20 protein-coding genes are annotated in these 18090 nt (G+C 65.0%); 4 read left to right on the top strand and 16 right to left on the bottom strand.

All coding sequences use genetic code 11. The features are described 5' to 3' along the window. The first annotated feature begins 1 nt into the window (after position 1). Together L2U69_RS03155 and murI are read left to right on the top strand one after the other, a co-directional pair. On the top strand, positions 2-508 hold the full coding sequence (locus L2U69_RS03155; RefSeq protein ID WP_236104888.1) for a CinA family protein: 507 nt from the start codon (positions 2-4) through the stop codon (positions 506-508). After that, the gene (gene murI / locus L2U69_RS03150; RefSeq protein WP_236104887.1) at positions 505-1329 is read left to right on the top strand and encodes a glutamate racemase; all 825 of its coding nucleotides are present in this window, start codon (positions 505-507) and stop codon (positions 1327-1329) included. Before L2U69_RS03155 ends, murI begins: the two co-directional genes overlap by 4 nt. A gap of 194 nt (positions 1330-1523) precedes the next feature. Here the strand turns inward: murI and L2U69_RS03145 are convergent, their stop codons facing one another. The 11 genes from L2U69_RS03145 to L2U69_RS03095 form a co-directional block, all read right to left on the bottom strand. Then, positions 1524-1970 carry a type II toxin-antitoxin system RatA family toxin gene (locus L2U69_RS03145; protein ID WP_236104886.1) on the bottom strand — a complete coding sequence of 149 codons (447 nt, stop codon included), beginning with the start codon at positions 1968-1970 and terminating at the stop codon, positions 1524-1526. A 13-nt stretch (positions 1971-1983) separates the two neighbouring features. Beyond that, entirely contained in the window at positions 1984-2928 is a 945-nt protein-coding gene (lipA, locus tag L2U69_RS03140) for a lipoyl synthase (RefSeq protein WP_236104885.1), read from the bottom strand. Between the two features lie 9 nt (positions 2929-2937). Continuing rightward, entirely contained in the window at positions 2938-4335 is a 1398-nt protein-coding gene (lpdA, locus tag L2U69_RS03135; RefSeq protein ID WP_236104884.1) for a dihydrolipoyl dehydrogenase, read from the bottom strand. 10 nt (positions 4336-4345) lie between these two features. Further along, positions 4346-5623: a pyruvate dehydrogenase complex dihydrolipoamide acetyltransferase gene (locus tag L2U69_RS03130; protein ID WP_236104883.1), complete on the bottom strand. Its 1278-nt coding sequence runs from the start codon at positions 5621-5623 to the stop codon at positions 4346-4348. 12 nt (positions 5624-5635) lie between these two features. Further along, positions 5636-6970, bottom strand: a complete 1335-nt coding sequence (locus tag L2U69_RS03125; RefSeq protein ID WP_236104882.1) for a pyruvate dehydrogenase complex E1 component subunit beta — start codon at positions 6968-6970, stop codon at positions 5636-5638. 26 nt (positions 6971-6996) lie between these two features. Then, complete coding sequence (pdhA, locus tag L2U69_RS03120; RefSeq protein WP_236104881.1) at positions 6997-8001, bottom strand: pyruvate dehydrogenase (acetyl-transferring) E1 component subunit alpha; 1005 nt, start codon at positions 7999-8001, stop codon at positions 6997-6999. Between the two features lie 183 nt (positions 8002-8184). Next, positions 8185-8502 (bottom strand): FtsB family cell division protein, encoded by a 318-nt coding sequence (locus L2U69_RS03115; RefSeq protein ID WP_236104880.1) that lies wholly within the window; start codon positions 8500-8502, stop codon positions 8185-8187. An 11-nt stretch (positions 8503-8513) separates the two neighbouring features. After that, positions 8514-9434 carry a hypothetical protein gene (locus L2U69_RS03110; RefSeq protein ID WP_236104879.1) on the bottom strand — a complete coding sequence of 307 codons (921 nt, stop codon included), beginning with the start codon at positions 9432-9434 and terminating at the stop codon, positions 8514-8516. Next, positions 9431-10288: a hypothetical protein gene (locus tag L2U69_RS03105; protein WP_236104878.1), complete on the bottom strand. Its 858-nt coding sequence runs from the start codon at positions 10286-10288 to the stop codon at positions 9431-9433. Before L2U69_RS03105 ends, L2U69_RS03110 begins: the two co-directional genes overlap by 4 nt. Positions 10289-10388: 100 nt before the next feature. After that, the gene (locus L2U69_RS03100; protein ID WP_236104877.1) at positions 10389-10865 is read right to left on the bottom strand and encodes a hypothetical protein; all 477 of its coding nucleotides are present in this window, start codon (positions 10863-10865) and stop codon (positions 10389-10391) included. 163 nt (positions 10866-11028) lie between these two features. After that, entirely contained in the window at positions 11029-11613 is a 585-nt protein-coding gene (locus L2U69_RS03095; protein ID WP_236104876.1) for a TetR/AcrR family transcriptional regulator, read from the bottom strand. A 151-nt stretch (positions 11614-11764) separates the two neighbouring features. Here L2U69_RS03095 and L2U69_RS03090 point away from each other — a divergent pair, with 151 nt between their 5' ends. Together L2U69_RS03090 and L2U69_RS03085 are read left to right on the top strand one after the other, a co-directional pair. Further along, entirely contained in the window at positions 11765-12265 is a 501-nt protein-coding gene (locus L2U69_RS03090; protein ID WP_236104875.1) for a hypothetical protein, read from the top strand. After that, on the top strand, positions 12262-12801 hold the full coding sequence (locus L2U69_RS03085; protein ID WP_236104874.1) for a DUF6436 domain-containing protein: 540 nt from the start codon (positions 12262-12264) through the stop codon (positions 12799-12801). Before L2U69_RS03090 ends, L2U69_RS03085 begins: the two co-directional genes overlap by 4 nt. A 100-nt stretch (positions 12802-12901) precedes the next feature. Here the strand turns inward: L2U69_RS03085 and eno are convergent, their stop codons facing one another. The 5 genes from eno to tpiA all read right to left on the bottom strand — a co-directional run bounded on the left by eno (position 12902) and on the right by tpiA (position 18062). Further along, entirely contained in the window at positions 12902-14176 is a 1275-nt protein-coding gene (eno, locus tag L2U69_RS03080; protein WP_236104873.1) for a phosphopyruvate hydratase, read from the bottom strand. Between the two features lie 23 nt (positions 14177-14199). Further along, entirely contained in the window at positions 14200-15048 is an 849-nt protein-coding gene (kdsA, locus tag L2U69_RS03075; RefSeq protein WP_236104872.1) for a 3-deoxy-8-phosphooctulonate synthase, read from the bottom strand. A gap of 18 nt (positions 15049-15066) precedes the next feature. After that, complete coding sequence (locus L2U69_RS03070) at positions 15067-16692, bottom strand: CTP synthase (protein ID WP_236104871.1); 1626 nt, start codon at positions 16690-16692, stop codon at positions 15067-15069. Between the two features lie 66 nt (positions 16693-16758). Continuing rightward, positions 16759-17157 carry a preprotein translocase subunit SecG gene (secG, locus tag L2U69_RS03065; protein ID WP_236104870.1) on the bottom strand — a complete coding sequence of 133 codons (399 nt, stop codon included), beginning with the start codon at positions 17155-17157 and terminating at the stop codon, positions 16759-16761. A gap of 158 nt (positions 17158-17315) precedes the next feature. Further along, on the bottom strand, positions 17316-18062 hold the full coding sequence (gene tpiA / locus L2U69_RS03060) for a triose-phosphate isomerase (protein ID WP_236104869.1): 747 nt from the start codon (positions 18060-18062) through the stop codon (positions 17316-17318). Between the last annotated feature and the right edge of the window lie 28 nt (positions 18063-18090).

Raw genomic sequence — 18090 nt, 5'->3', positions numbered from 1 at the left:
GTTGTTTCCGCCCGAACTCGAAACCCGCGCCACTGCCCTGATCGCCGCCGCCACGGCGCGCGGCCAGCGCATCGCCACGGCGGAAAGCTGCACCGGCGGGCTGGTCGCCGGGCTGCTGACGGAAATCGCCGGCTCTTCCGCCGTCCTCGAACGCGGCTTCGTCACCTATTCCAATCATGCCAAGGCCGAACTGTTGGGCGTGCCCAAGGACACATTGCTGCAGCATGGCGCCGTGTCCGAACCCGTGGTGCGGGCCATGGCGGAAGGTGCCCTGTCGCGTAGCCGCGCCCATGTCGCGGTCGCGGTCACCGGCATCGCCGGCCCCGGCGGCGGCAGCGCCGACAAACCCGTCGGCCTCGTCCATTTCGCGCTCGCCCGCGAAGGCCAGCCAACGCTCCACCTCGAACGCCGTTTCGGCGACCTCGGGCGCGGCGCCGTCCGCCTGGCCACGGTCGATCAGGCGCTCTCCCTCCTCGAACAGGCGATCGCGGCCCCCCTACTCGCATGACCAGACCCAATCCGGCCCTGCCCATCGGGATCTTCGATTCCGGCATCGGCGGCCTCTCCGTGCTCGACGCCATCGCCGCGCGCCTGCCGGGCGAAGACCTGCTCTATCTGGGCGATACCGCCCGCCTGCCCTATGGCACCAAGAGCCCGGAAACGGTGGCGCGCTATGCCGTCCAGGCGGCGCAGCATCTGGTCGACCGGGGCGTGAAAATGCTGGTCATCGCCTGCAACACGGCTTCCGCCCATGCCATCCCCGCACTCTCCGCCGCTTTTCCGGACATCCAGGTGATCGGCGTGATCGAACCGGGTGCCGCGGCCGCCGTCGCCGCAGCACCGGAAGGCCGGATCGGCGTGTTGGCCACCGAATCAACCGTTTCCGCAAATGCCTATCAGAAGGCGATCAATGCCTTGCGCGGCGATGCTGATGTCCGCCAGCAAGCCTGTTCGGTCTTCGTCGCCCTGGCGGAGGAAGGCTGGATCGAGGGCGAAGTGGTCGAATCCGCCGCCCGGCGTTATATCGAGCCGATCCTGAACCACGGCCGCCCCAAGCCCGAGGCCCTGGTCCTCGGCTGCACCCATTTTCCCCTGCTGCGCCCGACCATCGCCAAGATCGCCGGCCCCGACATCGCCATCGTCGACAGCGCCTCGACAACCGCCGAAGCCGTCGCGCAAGCCCTGACCGACCAGGGCATCGATGCCCCCACCCCCAGCGGCAAGGTCCATTTCATGGCCACCGACAGCGCGCCCCGCTTCGCCCGCGTCGCCACCATCTTCCTCGATCGCCCGATCGAACCGGGCGACGTGGAAATCGTGGATCTCTGATTCTCTATAGGGCGTCATCCCGGCGAAGGCGGGATCTCGAGACGAGAATGGCGCCCTTTCCGGCGGAAGGTCCCGGCCTTCGCCGGGACGACGAGAAAGAAAATCCAGTCCATCGTCATCCCGGCGAAGGCCGGGATCTTTCGACGAATAAGGCGCATTTCATCCCCGCCTGCGCCGCAGCGACGGAAAGAAGGCTACGCCGCTTCCCCGTATAGATCATGCGCCCGCGCCTCGAAGGCGGCGACCATGCGGCGGGCGGCGTCCTCGAAGACGCCGCCGATGACCTGGGTATAGACCTTGCTGCGGAATTCGAAGTCGACCAGAAAGTCGACGACGCAGCCGGGGCTGCCGTCCGGTGTCGGCAGGAAGCGCCAATGGTTCTTCAGATAGGAGAACGGGCCTTCGGTGAAACTGACGTCGATCTCGTCCGGCGGGTTGAGGGAGACGGCCGAGGTGAAGCGTTCGCGGAACGCCTTATAGCCGATCATCAGATCGGCGATGATCAGATCGTCGGACTGGGCGCGGATGCGCGCGCCCACGCACCACGGCAGGAATTCCGGGTAATTGGCGATATCTGCGACCAGGTCGTAAAGTTTTGCCGCGTCATAGGGCAGAGTCTTCACTTCGGTGTAACGCGGCATAACCCCTGCTCGATCACGCCCGGGCGGCGAGCTTTGCCTCCCGCGCGGCCTTCAGCTTCACGAAATCCTCGCCCGCGTGGTGGGACGAGCGCGTCAGCGGCGAGGCGGAAACCATCAGGAACCCCTTCGCCCGCGCCATCTTGGCATAATCGGCGAATTCATCGGGCGTGACGAAACGTTCCACCGGCGCATGCTTCGGCGTGGGCTGAAGATACTGGCCGATGGTGATGAAGTCGACATCCGCGGAGCGCAGATCGTCCATCACCTGATAGACCTCCGCCTTGGTCTCGCCCAGGCCGACCATTATGCCGGATTTGGTGAAGACCGTCGGATCGATCTGCTTCACGCGGTCGAGAACCCGGAGCGAATGGAAATAGCGCGCCCCCGGCCGGATCGTCGGATAGAGGCGCGGCACGGTTTCCAGATTGTGGTTGTAGACGTCGGGGCGCGCCGCCACCACGGCCTCGATCGCGCCGTCCTTGCGGAGGAAATCCGGGGTCAGGATCTCGATGGTGGTGTTCAGCGCCGTCTCGCGCAGGCGCCGGATCACCTTCACGAACTGATCGGCGCCACCGTCGGCCAGATCGTCCCGGTCGACGGAGGTGATGACGACATGCTCCAGCCCCATCTCGCCGACCGCGACCGCCACATTCTCCGGCTCGTCCGGGTCGGGATGGGCCGGCATGCCGGTCTTGATGTTGCAGAAGGCGCAGGCCCTGGTGCAGGTGTCGCCCAGGATCATCACCGTCGCATGCTTCTTCTTCCAGCATTCGCCGATGTTGGGGCAGGCCGCCTCCTCGCACACGGTGTTGAGGCGCAGATCCCGCATCAGCCGGCGCGTTTCCGCATATTCCGGGCTGGTCGGGGCCTTGACGCGCAGCCAGTCGGGCTTCGGCTGGCGCTTCACGCGGGCCTGGACCTGATCGCTGACGTCCTTGATGGCGGAGAGATCGTTCATCGTCATCCCCTAGATGTGAATGGCGCGCCCGTATGCGTCAAGCACCGCCTCATGCATCATTTCGGAGAGGGTGGGATGCGGAAATACCGTATGCATCAGCTCCTCTTCCGTGGTTTCCAGGCCCATGGCGACGACGAAACCCTGGATCAGCTCCGTCACCTCGGCGCCGACCATATGGGCGCCCAGCAATTGCCCGGTCTTGGCATCGAACACGGTCTTCACCAGGCCCTGATCCTCGCCGAGCGCGATCGCCTTGCCATTGCCGGTGAAGGGGAAGCGCCCGACCTTGACCTCGTACCCCGCTTCCTTGGCCTTTTTCTCGGTGAAACCGACCGAGGCGACCTGGGGATTGCAATAGGTGCAGCCCGGGATCTGTTCCTTCTTCATCGGGTGCGGATGCAGGCCCTTGATCGCCTCGACGCAGATCACGCCCTCATGCTCCGCCTTATGGGCCAGCATGGGCGGGCCGGCGACATCGCCGATGGCATAGAGGCCGGCGACATTGGTGCGGCCATAGCCGTCGATCTTGATGCAGCCTTTCTCGGTCGCGACGCCCAGCGCCTCCAGGCCCAGATCCTCGATATTGCCGACGACGCCGACGGCGGAGATGACGCGATCGACGGTCAGTTCGGACTGCTTGCCCTTGCCGTCCTCGATCGTCGCCGTGACGCTGTCGGCGCCCTTCTTCAGGCCCAGCACCTTGGCGCCGGTCATGATCTTCATGCCCTGCTTCTCGAGGCGTTTCCGGGCGATCGTGGCGATCTCCTCGTCCTCGACCGGCAGGATCTGCGGCATCACTTCGACCACCGTCACGTCGACGCCCAGCGTCCGGTAGAAGCTGGCGAATTCGATGCCGATGGCGCCGGAGCCGACCACCAGCAGGCTCTTCGGCGTCGCTTCCGGCACCATGGCCTCGAAATAGGTCCAGACCAGCTTACCGTCAGGCTCCAGCCCCGGCAGGGCACGGGGCCGGGCACCGGTCGCCAGGATCACATGCTTGGCCGAATAGTCGCCGACCTTGGCGCCATCCTTGGTGACGGTCAGGGAGGTGGCGCCGGTCAGCTTGGCCACGCCGTCGATCACGGTCACCTTGTTCTTCTTCATCAGGAAGGCGACGCCACCGTTGAGGCGCTTGGAAACGCCCCTGGACCGCTCGACGATCTTCTTGATGTCGAAGGAAACCCCGGTGGCGGACAGGCCGTAATCCCCGGGGTGCTGCATGTAGTGGTAGACCTCAGCCGAACGCAGCAGCGCCTTGGTCGGGATACAGCCCCAGTTCAGGCAGATACCGCCCAGATGCTTCTTCTCGACCACGGCGGTCTTGAAGCCCAGTTGCGCGGCGCGGATGGCGGCGACATAGCCGCCCGGCCCGCCGCCCACGACGATGATGTCGAATGTCTCGGCCATCTTCGTATCCTCACAGCATCATGGTCATCGGGTCTTCGATCAGACCCTTGAAGGCGGCCAGGAATTCGGCGCCCACGGCCCCGTCGACCACCCGGTGATCGCAGGACAGGGTGACGCTCATCACGGTGGCGACGGCCAGCGCGCCATCCTTCACCACCGGGCGCTTCTCGCCCGCGCCGATCGCCAGGATGGCGCCATGCGGCGGGTTGATCACGGCGGCGAACTCCTTGATCCCGAACATGCCGAGATTGGAGATCGAGAAGGTTCCGCCCTGATACTCGGTGGGTTTCAGCTTGCGCGACCGTGCGCGTTCCGCCAGATCCTTGGTCTCGGCCGCGATGGTGGCGAGGCCCTTGGTCTCCGCCGCGAAGACGATCGGGGTGATCAGCCCGCCGTCGATCGCGACCGCGACCGCCACATCGGCGTTCTTGTGGCGCAGGATCGCCTCGTCGGTCCAGGTGGCATTGGCCGCCGGCACTTTCTTCAGAGCAAGCGCGGAGGCGCGCAGGATGAAGTCGTTGACCGAGATCTTGGCCGGCGACTTGGCATTCAACTGGGCCCGCAGCGCCAGCAGCGCATCCAGCTCGCAGTCGATGGTCAGGTAGAAATGCGGGATCGTCGATTTCGCCTCGGTCAGGCGCTTCGCCACGGTCTTCCGCATGCCGTCGTTCGGGATCGCCTCGAAGGAGCCTTCGGGGAACGGGAACACAAGGGCCTTGGCCGGGGCCGGTGCAACGACGGGGGCCGGCGCCGGCGCGGCGGCCGCAGCCGGCTTCGGCGCCTTGGCCGCCGCCTCCACATCCGCCTTCACGATACGGCCATGGGGGCCGGAGCCCTTCACCGTCGCCAGGTCGACGCCTTCGGTCTTCGCGATCCGCTTCGCCAGCGGGCTTGCGAAGATGCGGCCAGTAGAGGGCGCGAGCGACGGGGCAGGCGCGGCCGCCGGCGCGGGAGCAGCAACGGCCGGCACCGGTTCCTCGGCAGCCGGTGTCGGGGCCGGTGCGGCCGCCTTCGGCGCGGCGCTGGCGGCGGCGGAAACGTCCTCCCCCTCCTCCGCCACCAGGGCGATCACGGTGTTCACCGCGACATTGTCGGTGCCCTCGGCGATCAGGATCTTGGCGAGCGTGCCTTCGTCGACCGCCTCCACTTCCATGGTCGCCTTGTCGGTCTCGATCTCGGCGATGACGTCGCCGGACGAAATGGTGTCGCCCTCCTTCACCAGCCATTTGGCCAGCTTGCCCTCCGTCATGGTGGGCGAAAGCGCGGGCATCAGGATTTCGATGGCCATGATCTCTCTCCCTCAGGCGCGGTAGAGGACGGCATTGGCCGCCGCCACGATGTCGGCCGTGCTCGGCAGGGCCAGCTTCTCGAGGTTCGCCGCATAGGGCATGGGGACATCCTTGCCGGCGACGCGGGCGACCGGCGCATCCAGCCAGTCGAAGGCATTTTCCATGAGCTGGGCGGCGATTTCGGAGCCGATGCCGCAGGCGGCCCAGCCTTCCTCCACCGTGATCGCGCGGTTGGTCTTCTGGACCGAGCGCACCACCGTCTCGATGTCGAGCGGCCGGACGGAACGCAGGTCGATCACCTCGGCGTCGATCCCCTCGCCCGACAGAACCTCGGCGGCGGCCAGGGCATGCATCACGGAGATCGAGAAGGCCACGAGGGTCACATCCTTGCCGGGACGCGCCACGCGGGCCTTGCCGATGGGCAGCACGTAATCCGCCGTCGGCACTTCGAAGCTCTTGCCGTAGAGGATCTCGTTCTCGAGGAAGACGACCGGGTTCGGATCGCGGATCGCGGCCTTCAACAGGCCCTTGGCATCCGCCGCCGAATAGGGCGAGACCACCTTCATGCCGGGGCAATGGGCGTACCACGAGGCATAGCACTGGCTGTGCTGCGCGCCGACGCGCGAGGCGGCGCCGTTCGGTCCCCGGAACACGATGGGCGAGGATTGCTGACCGCCCGACATATAGAGCGTCTTGGCCGCCGAATTGATGATGTGGTCGATCGCCTGCATGGCGAAGTTGAAGGTCATGAATTCGACGATCGGCTTCAGCCCGGCGAAGGCGGCACCGACGCCGAGACCGGCGAAGCCATATTCGGTGATCGGCGTGTCGATCACCCGCTCCGCCCCGAACTCGTCGAGCAGGCCCTGGGTCACCTTATAGGCGCCCTGATATTGCGCCACTTCCTCGCCCATCACAAAGACGTCCGGATCGGCGCGCATTTCCTCGGCCATGGCATCGCGCAGCGCCTCGCGCACGGTCATGGTCACGGTCGGGCCGTCGGGCAGGTCGCTTGCCGGCGGGGCCGAGATCGGCGCGGCATGGACCTTCGGCGCCTCGGCCGCCGCGACCGGGGCGGGCACCGGCGCCGGGGCAGCCGTGTCCCCCTCGCCCGTGATCTGGGCGATCACGGTGTTCACCGCGACATTGTCGGTGCCTTCGGCGACCAGGATCTTTTCGAGAACGCCTTCATCGACCGCTTCCACCTCCATGGTGGCCTTGTCGGTCTCGATTTCGGCGATGACGTCGCCGGCGGCGATGGTGTCGCCCTCCTTCACCAGCCATTTGGCGAGCTTGCCTTCGGTCATGGTGGGCGAAAGCGCGGGCATGAGGATATCGATGGCCATGGTTCTGTTTCCCGTTTCGCCCGGCGTCAGAGCAGGATGTCGGTCATGAGTTCGGACGGATCCGGCTCGGGGCTGGTCTGGGCGAAGTCCGCCGCCTCGGCGACCTTCTTCTTCACCTCGGCGTCGATCGCCTTCAGGCCCGCTTCGTCGATCAGTTCGGCGGCCAGCAGCTTGCTGCGCGCCATGTCGATCGGGTCATGCTCGGTCCGCATCTTCTGGACCTCTTCCTTGGTCCTGTATTTCGCCGGGTCGGACATGGAATGGCCGCGATAGCGATAGGTCTTCATTTCGAGGAGATAGGGGCCATTGCCTTCGCGGGCCCATTTCACCGCCTCGATCGCGGCTTCCTTGACCGCCAGCACATCCATGCCGTCGACTTCCTTGCCCGGGATGTTGAAGCTGTCGCCCCGGCGGTGCAGCTTGGTCTGGGCGGAGGCGCGGGCGACCGCCGTGCCCATGGCGTATTGATTGTTCTCGATCACATAGATGACCGGCAGGCGCCACAGCTCGGCCATGTTGAAGCTCTCGTAGACCTGGCCCTGGTTGGCGGCACCGTCGCCGAAATAGGCGAGGCAGACATTGTCGGTCTTGCGGTATTTCATCGAGAAGGCGACACCGGTGCCGAGCGGCACCTGGGCGCCGACGATGCCGTGACCGCCGTAGAACTGCTTCTCCTTGGAGAACATGTGCATCGAGCCGCCCTTCCCCTTGGAATAGCCGCCGATGCGCCCGGTCAGTTCCGCCATCACGCCCTTGGGGTCCATGCCGGTGGCCAGCATGTGACCGTGGTCGCGATAGCCGGTGATGACCGCGTCGCCCTCCTTGAGCGCCGCCTGCATGCCCACCACCACGGCCTCCTGGCCGATATAGAGGTGACAGAAGCCGCCGATCAGGCCCATGCCGTACATCTGGCCGGCCTTTTCCTCGAACCGGCGGATGAGCATCATTTCGCGGTAATAGTCGATCAGTTCGGGCCCGGGCCCGTTGCCTGCCGCGCCGTCCGCCTGCTTCTTCTGCCCTGCTTTGGCCATGGGATTCCTCCGTCAATGTCGCGACCGACGCGACCATTGAGGGGTACAATAGTGACCTCCGCATGACGGACAACTTGCCTAAAGGCTAATGCATGCATTTTTGCATGACGTTGTGCGCCGCAAACGGGCACGCCATGCGCAACCGGAAGATTTATTGTCAGATCCCGCGCCGGGCAGTGCGGATCAGGGGGTCGGTTCCAGGATGACGACGTCATTCTCGGCAGCGAAGCCGAGCGTGACGCGGGCGCGTTCCTCGATCATATCGAGATCCAGGCTTTCCGGCCGCAGCAGCGAAACCCGCCGCTCCAACACTTCCCGCTCGTCCGAGACGCGGGCCAATTCCGCCTTTGTCTGCTCGATCTCATGGGTCATGCGCAGCCAGGACACCAGCCCGTAATCACCCTGCACCAGGTGATAACCGAAATAGGCGGCGACACAGATCGAGACCGTGGGGAACACGGCCTGACGGAATCGGCGGCGAATTTCTTGGGCGATCGACATGACTCAATGAATCACGGCCGGATTCGGGGGTCAATCGATTTCACGACTGGCGGAGACTTGTCGATTTCTTTCCAGCGCCAAGCAACGAGACAGGTCAGCGCCACCACCGCCGGAAACGCCATTGGTACCGCCTCCGAGAATAAATGCGACGTCAACATCTTGCGTCTGTCGAAGACGGAGAGCGCGGATGCAAGGTTCCCATCGTCGATCATAAAGAACAGATTGGTAATCAAGAATGTTACGGGATAGACGGCTAGCGCGACCATCATCACCCCGGGCCAGTCAATCTGCTTGCCGCGGCCCAAAACGGAGGCCCAGAGCCCGAATGCGGCAACGGCCGACGCGCCACCGGCAACCAGAGGGTATGACTGCCAATAACCATCGTCGGATGGAATGGCCATCAAGGCCGCCCCACCGACCAACGGCGCGACCGCAACGCCAAGACTGACGGCTGGCCCCCAGGACCACGTGAGGGCGCTTTCACGTCGTGGCGAAGTCGGCCACCCGATCATCCGCCCGCAGACAAATACGCAGGGAACGACAATCGGTAGCGCGACGAACGAGAGCACGGTCGTCGCCAAGGGTGTGACGTATCCCATGCCATGGCGATAGCCCGGATCCAGTGTGATCCAATTGAAGACCCATAGATCGGCTGCGGCGGCGAAAGCGACGAGCGCGGCGAAAACCAATCGGCGTCCTATTCCCGCCGCAGCCTTCGAGAAGGCAAGCCAACAGGCCGCGCCGGCAACACCATAGTGCCACGCGAAATCAATCGGCCATTGCGGGGTCTCGGATGACTTCCTGACGAAAACCAATACAAGCCAGAAGGCGCATCCCACGACGGCAGCCACCGAAAGGCCAAATAGAACCGCTCCAGGCAATTTTCGGTTCGCCGTGCCCCGCAGCCACCGGATCAATGTTTCCGCCGTCACCCGCTCCTCCCGTCAATCCACGCCCCATAGGCAAGCGTCAGCCCGCCCAGAACGGGCATAGCCCAAGGCGCAATAATGAAAGCGTTCCTTGCGCCATCGTACGGAATAGAGCCCAGAAGCGACATGATCGAAGCATCGCTCCAGTGCTCGAACCAGAATCGGTCGAACATTGTCAGGATCGGTGTCGAGATTTGGCACATGACCGGAACGATCAGCAGGGCCACCAGCACCACGCCGCCGAAATCGATCCGGCGCTGGCGCCGAAAGGCACCGAACCAAAGCAAGCCTGCGCTGAAGGCGCCGCCAAGCGCCATGATCAGGGCCCTGCCCTTTTCGGGATCGCTCTGCAGATGGACGTCAGGCAACGAAAAACTGATCGCCATAACGATGCCGACGAGCAAGGCATAGGCGCCTGCGATGGCGCCGTGATGCATCAATCTGGACTCGGTCATGGAAGGCCGCAGGATGGGCAATGCGCCGACCACCATCGTCACCAGCGAAACCGGGATGACGGCAAACGCCCCCAACCCCGCGATTCCAAAAAGAGCCAGGGTAATGATCTCGCCTCGGTCCATGCCGAGAATTTCCAGAAGAAGGGGGGCGGTCTCGATAAACACGGCGGCTGATAGATAGGCGATGGCGACACCGATCAACAGGCGCCGCGACCAAGTCATCGGATCTCTGGCGAAGACGAACCAGGCGGCAATTCCGGTCACCAGATAGGACAGAACGATCCACAGCCAGAGGCCTATGGCATTCACGGAGGGGGCACGGAAGAAAAAACCCCATGGAACTGCCGCAATGCCGGCGAGCACGGCGCCGAAGACGACAGATTGGCGCAGGCGATGGCGCATGGCGAATTCCACTCGATGTCATGGGCGCAACCAACGCCGCGTCATCCTCAGCGTGATACAGCCTGAGAACGCATTCGGGCGAAATAGCGGTTGAAAAATGTCATTTTGCGGCATCGACGGGCAGGCTGCGGCCATATCCCTGGTCACGAAAGACCGGCTGCGAGCCGATGACGACGCCGATCAGGGCAATCGGAACAAGGGCGACGCCGATCAGAAACGTGTAACGCCCGATCATGGCCAGGCCCACGGGATCATCGATGTCGTCGTAGACGATATCCAACACGATCAACGGCAACATCGTGCAGATGATACAGCCCAGGACGGCGGCGAAGGTGCTCGCCATCAGGCGGCGACGCAGGCCATTTGTTCGGCCCGAAAAGATCGCCCAGCCGGCAAATCCCGACACCGTGTAGGAGATGCCCAACCAAAGGCAGGGAAAGATCATGGTGGCGTCCGACAATGACACACTGCCTTCGCCTTTCCACAGGATGACACCTAAGACGTAACACGACATCACGGCCATCAAGATAGCGCCGAGCAAGGACCCGAACAGCAGCGACTGGCGTAGACGTAACATCATAGTTCTCTCCGTTTCGGAGAAAGCCTACGAATGCCGTCTTGGCCTGGCCAATGTCGTTTCCGTGCAGATTTTCGCGGCAAATTGCACTGCCGTGATCGGAATTCATTCTTCCGGCGATGCCATGGATCCGGCGTGATGCCGCCGTGCAAATCGCGATGCGTCAGCCCCTCGCCGCCGCGATCGCGCCGGCCAGCAAGGCGGTCAGTTCCGTCCCGACCTCGTCGAGGGCATCGGCGCTGCGCGAGGCGCGGCATAGGGCGACCGTTCCTTCGACCGAGGCGATGACGAGGGTTGCGAGGCGAGCGGCGCGGGCCGTCGGAACGCCTTCCTTCTCCAGCCCCTGCACCAGAACCTCCCGCCATCGCGCGAAGATGGCCTCGGCAATGTCGAGCAGGCGGGCTTGGGCTTCCGGGTTCGGGAAACCATCGTCGGCGACGAATTCCTCGACCGAGACCGCCAGGACCGGACAGCCGGCCTCGAAGGCACTGGCCTCCAGAACCTTGCGCCAAGCGGCGATGAAGGCACGAAGGCCCGCCTCGACACCATGCGCCTCGACCAGCGCGGCAAGGGGCTGACCGACCTCCGTGCCGGCGAAATTCAGGGCTTCCTCGACCAGTTGCAGCTTGCCGCGCGGAAAATGATGGCCGACCGATCCTCTGGGTGTGCCCGTGTGGCGCACGACTTCGCGGACACTCGTCGCATTCAAGCCGCGCCGCCGGATCAGGTCCACTGCGCCCAGCACCATTCGGTCCCTGGTCCCGCCCGTCATCGCCGCCTGTCTCCTTGAACTTCGCATTGCCGTCGATCGGCATTGACTATGCCACATGGCATAATCTACCGTCCGAGCGATTATGCCACATGGCATATGTCGTGAAAACGCTAAGACAGAGACCCCCATGGACCGCTCTCTCAAACTCTATAAGGCCCTCATCTGGCTGTCGCTCTATGGCGCGATTCTGCATTTCTTCGACAATGTCTATTTCTTCGACCAATACCCGGAGCCCGCCTGGCTGAACCCCACGGCGGTCGCTCTTCTGCTGATTCCGCTGATCCTGCTGGCCCATCGCGCGGTCGACCGTATCTATGTCGGCAAGGCGGATCGCAGCTATTCCCTGGTTCATGGTTTCGTGTCGGGCAGTTGGCTGTCGCTCGGCCACTATCTCTTCGCCAGCCCGGACCAGATCCTGCCCCGCATCAATGCCATCATCGCGATCCAGGTCATCTTGGCGACGGCCCTGTTCCTCTTTGCGCTCTGGCTGCAATACCGGCGCGCACCCCAGTCGCTGCGCTATACCGGGCGGGCCTGGGCCAAGAATCTCGTGCTTTATGCCGTCGCGATCACCGTGCTCGAAACCCTGTGGCCGTCCAGCTTCAGCGATTGGTGGCACGTCTGGTGATCGAACGTCTCTACGACCGGCTGCTGATCGTCCTGGCCTGGGCGGGGCCTTTCTGCCTCGTGCTGCTCGGCGCTTGGCAGGCGTCGCTCGAAACCTGGTATTTCGTTCCGAAAGGTGCCGAAAACATAGCCTTCGCCGGTGATTTCGCCAGCGACGTCTTGCGCTGGAGCGAAGCCGGCGCAGACGACGGCCCAAGCGTCACCCTGATCGTCGATCGCGACTGCCCCTGCACCCGCCCGACCATCGCCAAAGTCGAGGCGGCACTTCACGAGATCGAAGGACAGCGCGTGCCGCTCCGCATCGCCTATCTCGACGCTCCGACCTCAGCGGCATTCGCGGCCGTAGTTGACGGAATTCCCGCGACGCCGACCCTGATTGTAACCGATGGGGATGCGCTGCTCTATGTCGGGCCTGCCGTCAGCGGCAGTACCTGCACGGGGGCCGAGCAGCGCATGCTCGGCCTCGCCACCATCGCCGGCAAGCCGACGGCCCCGATCCTCAATTTCGTGGACCGGGGCTGCTATTGCGCCCTGTGAAGGACTCGTCGTCCCGGCGGAGGCCGGGACCTTTGGCCGAAAGAGGCGCCTTTCGCCCACGAGACCCCGGCCTTCGCCGGGGTGACGCTGGGGGAGTCGATCAAGCCTTCAGGATCGAGCGGCCGGCGTAGCGGGCGATGGTGCCCAGTTCTTCCTCGATGCGGATGAGCTGATTGTATTTCGCCGTCCGGTCGGAGCGCGCCAGGGAGCCGGTCTTGATCTGGCCGCAGTTGGTGGCCACCGCAAGGTCGGCGATGGTCGCATCCTCGGTCTCGCCCGAGCGGTGCGACATCACGGCCTTGTAACCGGCGCGGTGCGCCATATCGACGGCTTCCAGGGTCTCGGACAGGGTGCCGATCTGGTTGACCTTGACCAGGATGGCGTTGCCGGTGCCGGCCGCGATCCCGTCCGCGAGGCGCTTCGGGTTGGTGACGAAGAGATCGTCGCCGACGAGCTGAACCTTGGCGCCGATCGCCTTGGTCAGCAGGGCCCAGCCCTCCCAGTCGTCCTCGCCCATGCCGTCCTCGATGGAGACGATCGGATAGGCTTCGACAAGGCCCTTCCAATAGTCGACGAGACCGGCGGATTCGAGCACCTTGCCCTCGCCGTCCAGATGGTATTTGCCGTCCTTGAAGAATTCGGTCGAGGCGGCGTCGAGCGCCAGGGTGACATCCACGCCCGGCTTGTAGCCCGCCTTTTCGATCGCCGCCATGATGAAGTCGAGGGCGGCGACGGTGCCGTTCAGGTTGGGGGCGAAACCGCCCTCGTCACCGACGTTGGTGGCATGGCCGGCGGCCTTCAGTTCGGCCTTCAGCTTGTGGAAGATCTCGGCGCCCATGCGCACGGCATCGGCCACGGTTTCGGCCGAGACCGGCTGGATCATGAATTCCTGGATGTCGATCGGATTGTCGGCGTGCGCCCCGCCGTTCACGATGTTCATCATCGGCACCGGCAGGATGCGCGCGGTCGGACCACCGATGTAGCGATAGAGCGGCACGCCCTGCTCTTCCGCCGCCGCCTTGGCGAGCGCCATGGAGACGCCGAGGATCGCATTGGCGCCCAGGCGGGCCTTGTTCGGGGTGCCGTCCAGCTCGATCATCTGGGCGTCGAGGGAGAGCTGGTCCTCGGCATCCTGGCCGACCAGGGCTTCGAAGATCTCGCCGTTCACGGCCTCGACCGCCTGGCGCACACCCTTGCCCATGTAACGCTCGCCGCCATCGCGCTTCTCGTTCGCCTCATGGGCGCCGGTCGATGCGCCCGAGGGCACGGCGGCGCGGCCGAAGGCGCCGGATTCCAGGATGACATCCACCTCGACCGTCGGATTGCCCCGGCTGTCCAGGATTTCGCGGGCGTGGATGTCGACAATGCCGGTCATTTTCAGGGTTCCTCGAGGATCAGTCAGTCTGATTGTTTCGCGTTATAGGCCTTGGTCAGGCGGTCGAGCTCGACGAGGCCCGAGAGAATGCCCTCGATCTTGGCGAGCGGCACCATGTTGGGCCCGTCGGAAGGTGCGCTGTCCGGGGTCTCGTGGGTCTCCATGAAGACGCCGGCGACGCCGACGGCGATGGCGGCCCGCGCCAGGGGGGCCACGAAACGGCGATCGCCGCCGGAGGTGGTGCCCTGCCCGCCCGGCTGCTGCACCGAATGGGTGGCGTCGAAGATCACCGGGCAGCCGGTCTCCGCCATGATCGGCAGGGAGCGCATGTCGGAGACGAGGGTGTTGTAGCCGAAGGACGCACCGCGCTCGCACAGCATGGTGTTGGGATTGCCCGTCGACTCGATCTTGGCGGCGACGTTCTTCATGTCCCAGGGCGCCAGGAACTGGCCCTTCTTCACGTTGACCGCCTTGCCGGTCTCGCCGGCGGCGATCAGAAGATCGGTCTGGCGGCACAGGAAGGCGGGGATCTGCAGGACGTCGACCACTTCCGCCACCGGCTTGCACTGGTCGGGCAGATGGACGTCGGTGATCACCGGCAGGCCCAGGCTCTCCTTCACCTCGGCGAAGATCGACAGCGCGGTGTCGAGACCGATGCCCCGGTTCGATTTCACCGAGGTGCGGTTGGCCTTGTCGAAGCTGGACTTGTAGATCAGCCCGAGGCCGAGACGGCCGCAGATCTCCTTCAGCGCCGACGCCATTTCGAGGGCATGTTCCCGCCCCTCCATGGCGCAGGGCCCGGCGATCAGGGTGAAGGGCAGATCATTGCCGATGGTGAGGTCGCCGACCGTGACGTGACGCGGCTCGGTCATCTGGCTTCTCCGTAAGGGTCAGACCAGTCGCGACTGGTCGAGGGCGGCCTTGATGAAGCTCGCGAACAGCGGATGCGGGTCGAAGGGCTTCGATTTCAGCTCGGGATGGAACTGTACGCCGATGAACCAGGGATGATCCGGAATTTCGACGATCTCCGGCAGCTGGCCGTCCGGCGACAGGCCGGAGAACACGAGGCCCTGGGCCTCGAGCTTCGGCACGTAGTTGATGTTCACTTCGTAGCGGTGGCGGTGGCGCTCGCTGATCGCGGTGGTGCCGTAGATTTCCGCCACGCGGCTGTGGGGTTTCAGGCTGGCGTCGTAGGCGCCGAGGCGCATGGTGCCGCCCAGGTCGCCGTCCTGCGAACGGGTCTCGCGCTGATTGCCGCGCACCCATTCGGTCATCAGGCCGACCACAGGCTCGTCCGTCGGGCCGAATTCGGTCGACGAGGCATGGGGCAGAGCGGCCAGGTTGCGCGCCGCCTCGATGACCGCGATCTGCATGCCGAAGCAGATGCCGAAATAGGGCACGCGATGATTGCGCGCGAAATTGGCCGCCGCGATCTTGCCCTCGACACCGCGATAGCCGAAACCGCCGGGCACCAGGATGGCGTCCACTTCCTCGAGATGGGCGATGGCGTCGGCCTTCTCGAAGGTCTCGGACTCCAGCCATTCGATGTTGACCTTGACGTTGTTGGCGATGCCGCCGTGATAGAGCGCCTCCGCCAGCGACTTATAGGCATCCTTCAGGCCGGTATACTTGCCGACGATGGCGATGGTGACCTCGCCTTCCGGCTGGGTCCAGCGGCGGTGAATCTCGTGCCAGCGCGAGAGATCCGGCGGCGGCGCCGACAGACCGAAGGCATCGAGAATGCGGTCGTCGAACTTCTCGGCGTGATAGGAGATCGGCACTTCGTAGATCGAGCCGACGTCGAGGGCCTGGATGACGTTCTCCGGCCGGACGTTGCAGAACAGCGCGATCTTGCGGCGCTCGCCCTCGGGCACTTCCCGGTCGCAGCGGCACAGGATGACGTTCGGCTGGATACCGATGGAGCGCAGTTCCTTGACCGAATGCTGGGTCGGCTTGGTCTTCAGTTCACCGGCCGAGGGGATATAGGGCACCAGGGTCAGGTGGACATAGACCGCGTGATGCATCGGCAGATCGTTGCCGAGCTGGCGGATCGCCTCGAGGAACGGCAGGCTCTCGATGTCGCCGACGGTGCCGCCGATCTCGACCAGGACGAAATCCGTATCATCCGTATCGGCCAGGACGAATTCCTTGATCGCGTCGGTGACATGGGGAATGACCTGGACGGTGCCGCCCAGATAGTCGCCCCGGCGTTCCTTGGTCAGGATGGTCTGATAGATGCGGCCCGTCGTGACGTTGTCGGACCGGCGGGACGGCACGCCCGTGAAACGCTCGTAATGGCCGAGATCGAGATCCGTCTCGGCCCCGTCGTCGGTCACATAGCATTCGCCGTGCTGATAGGGACTCATGGTCCCCGGATCGACGTTCAGATAGGGGTCGAGCTTTCGCAAGCGCACGGAAAAGCCACGGGCCTGCAGCAGGGCACCCAGTGCCGCCGAAGCCAGACCCTTGCCGAGCGAGGAAACCACGCCGCCGGTGATGAAGATGAACCGCGCCATGGGTGTACAACATACCAAAGGGCGCCGTCGCTGGACAACGACGGCGCGTTAGACCAAGGGTTTCCGTCAGTTCGCGGAGGCCGGGGGAACGGCCTCCGGGCTCGCTGCCGGTGCGGGGACCGATTCGCCGCCGGTGGCGGTCGGTGCCGGAGCCGCCTCCGACGCGGGGACCGGGGCCTCGCCCGGGACCAGGGCGGGGGCCTGCTGGCCCTCGATCTGATCGACGATCGAACGCGGCGTGCTGTTGCCGGCGAGCATGGTCAGCCCCAGCGAGGTCAGCATGAACAGGCCGGCCAGGATCGCCGTCAGGCGGGTCAGGAAATTGGCGGCACCGCGCGCCGACATCAAACCACCGCCGCCGCCACCGCCGCCGATGCCGAGGGCGCCGCCCTCCGACTTCTGGATGAGCACGACGCCGATCAGGACGACGGCAATGACGAGGTGCAGGACGAGCAGATAGTCCATGACGATTCCGCGTTGGGCGATAAGGGATACCGTGGCCGGACACCAGGGGCCGGCGACGAATTCGGGGCGTTCTTACACGTTTGTTGCCGGCAATGCCAGTTTCGCGGCGCAGTGACGACCTGCGCCGCGCTCATGGCCCGGCCGGGCCGGCGTGAGGATCAGACCGCGGCGGCGACGATGGGCAGGAAATCCGCCGCCTTCAGGCTGGCACCGCCGACCAGGGCGCCGTCGACGTCCGGCAGCTTCAGGATCTCGCCGGCATTCGAGGGTTTCACCGAACCGCCGTAGAGCAGGCGGATGCCGCCCGCGACCTCGGCCCCGAAACGCTTCTCCAGTTCGGCGCGCATGAAGCCGTGGACTTCGACGATCTCGGCGTTGTTCGGGGTCCGCCCGGTGCCGATGGCCCAGACCGGCTCATAGGCGACGACCGTATTGCCGGGGGTCGCACCGTCGGGGATGGAGCCGGCGAGCTGGCGGCCGATCACCGCCAGGGTCTGGCCGCCGTCCCGCTCCGCCTCGGTCTCGCCGACGCAGACGATGGCGATCAGGCCGGCGCGCCAGGCGGCTTCCGCCTTGGCCTTCACCACGGCATCGGTCTCGCCGTGGTCGGTGCGGCGCTCGCTGTGGCCGACGATGACCATGGCGGCGCCGGCATCGGCCAGCATCTCGGCCGAAATGTCGCCGGTATGCGCGCCCTTTTCCTCGGCATGGCAGTCCTGGCCGCCGATGGCGATCCGGCCCCGCGCCGTCGCGACGGCAAGGGCGATCAGGGTCGCGGGCGGGCAGATCGCCACTTCGGCGCCGGCGGCGCGCGGCGCGCCGGCCCCGATCGCCTCCAACTCGCCGAGCGCGACGGTGACGCCGTTCATCTTCCAGTTACCGGCAACGAGAGGACGACGGGCCATGGCGATCTTTCCTGCGCTTGTTTCTGAA

Source organism: Zavarzinia marina (assembly GCF_021568905.1).
Lineage (GTDB): Bacteria > Pseudomonadota > Alphaproteobacteria > Zavarziniales > Zavarziniaceae > Zavarzinia > Zavarzinia marina.
The sequence above is the reverse complement of the archived record's forward strand: the minus strand, read 5'-3'. Positions and strand labels throughout refer to the sequence as shown.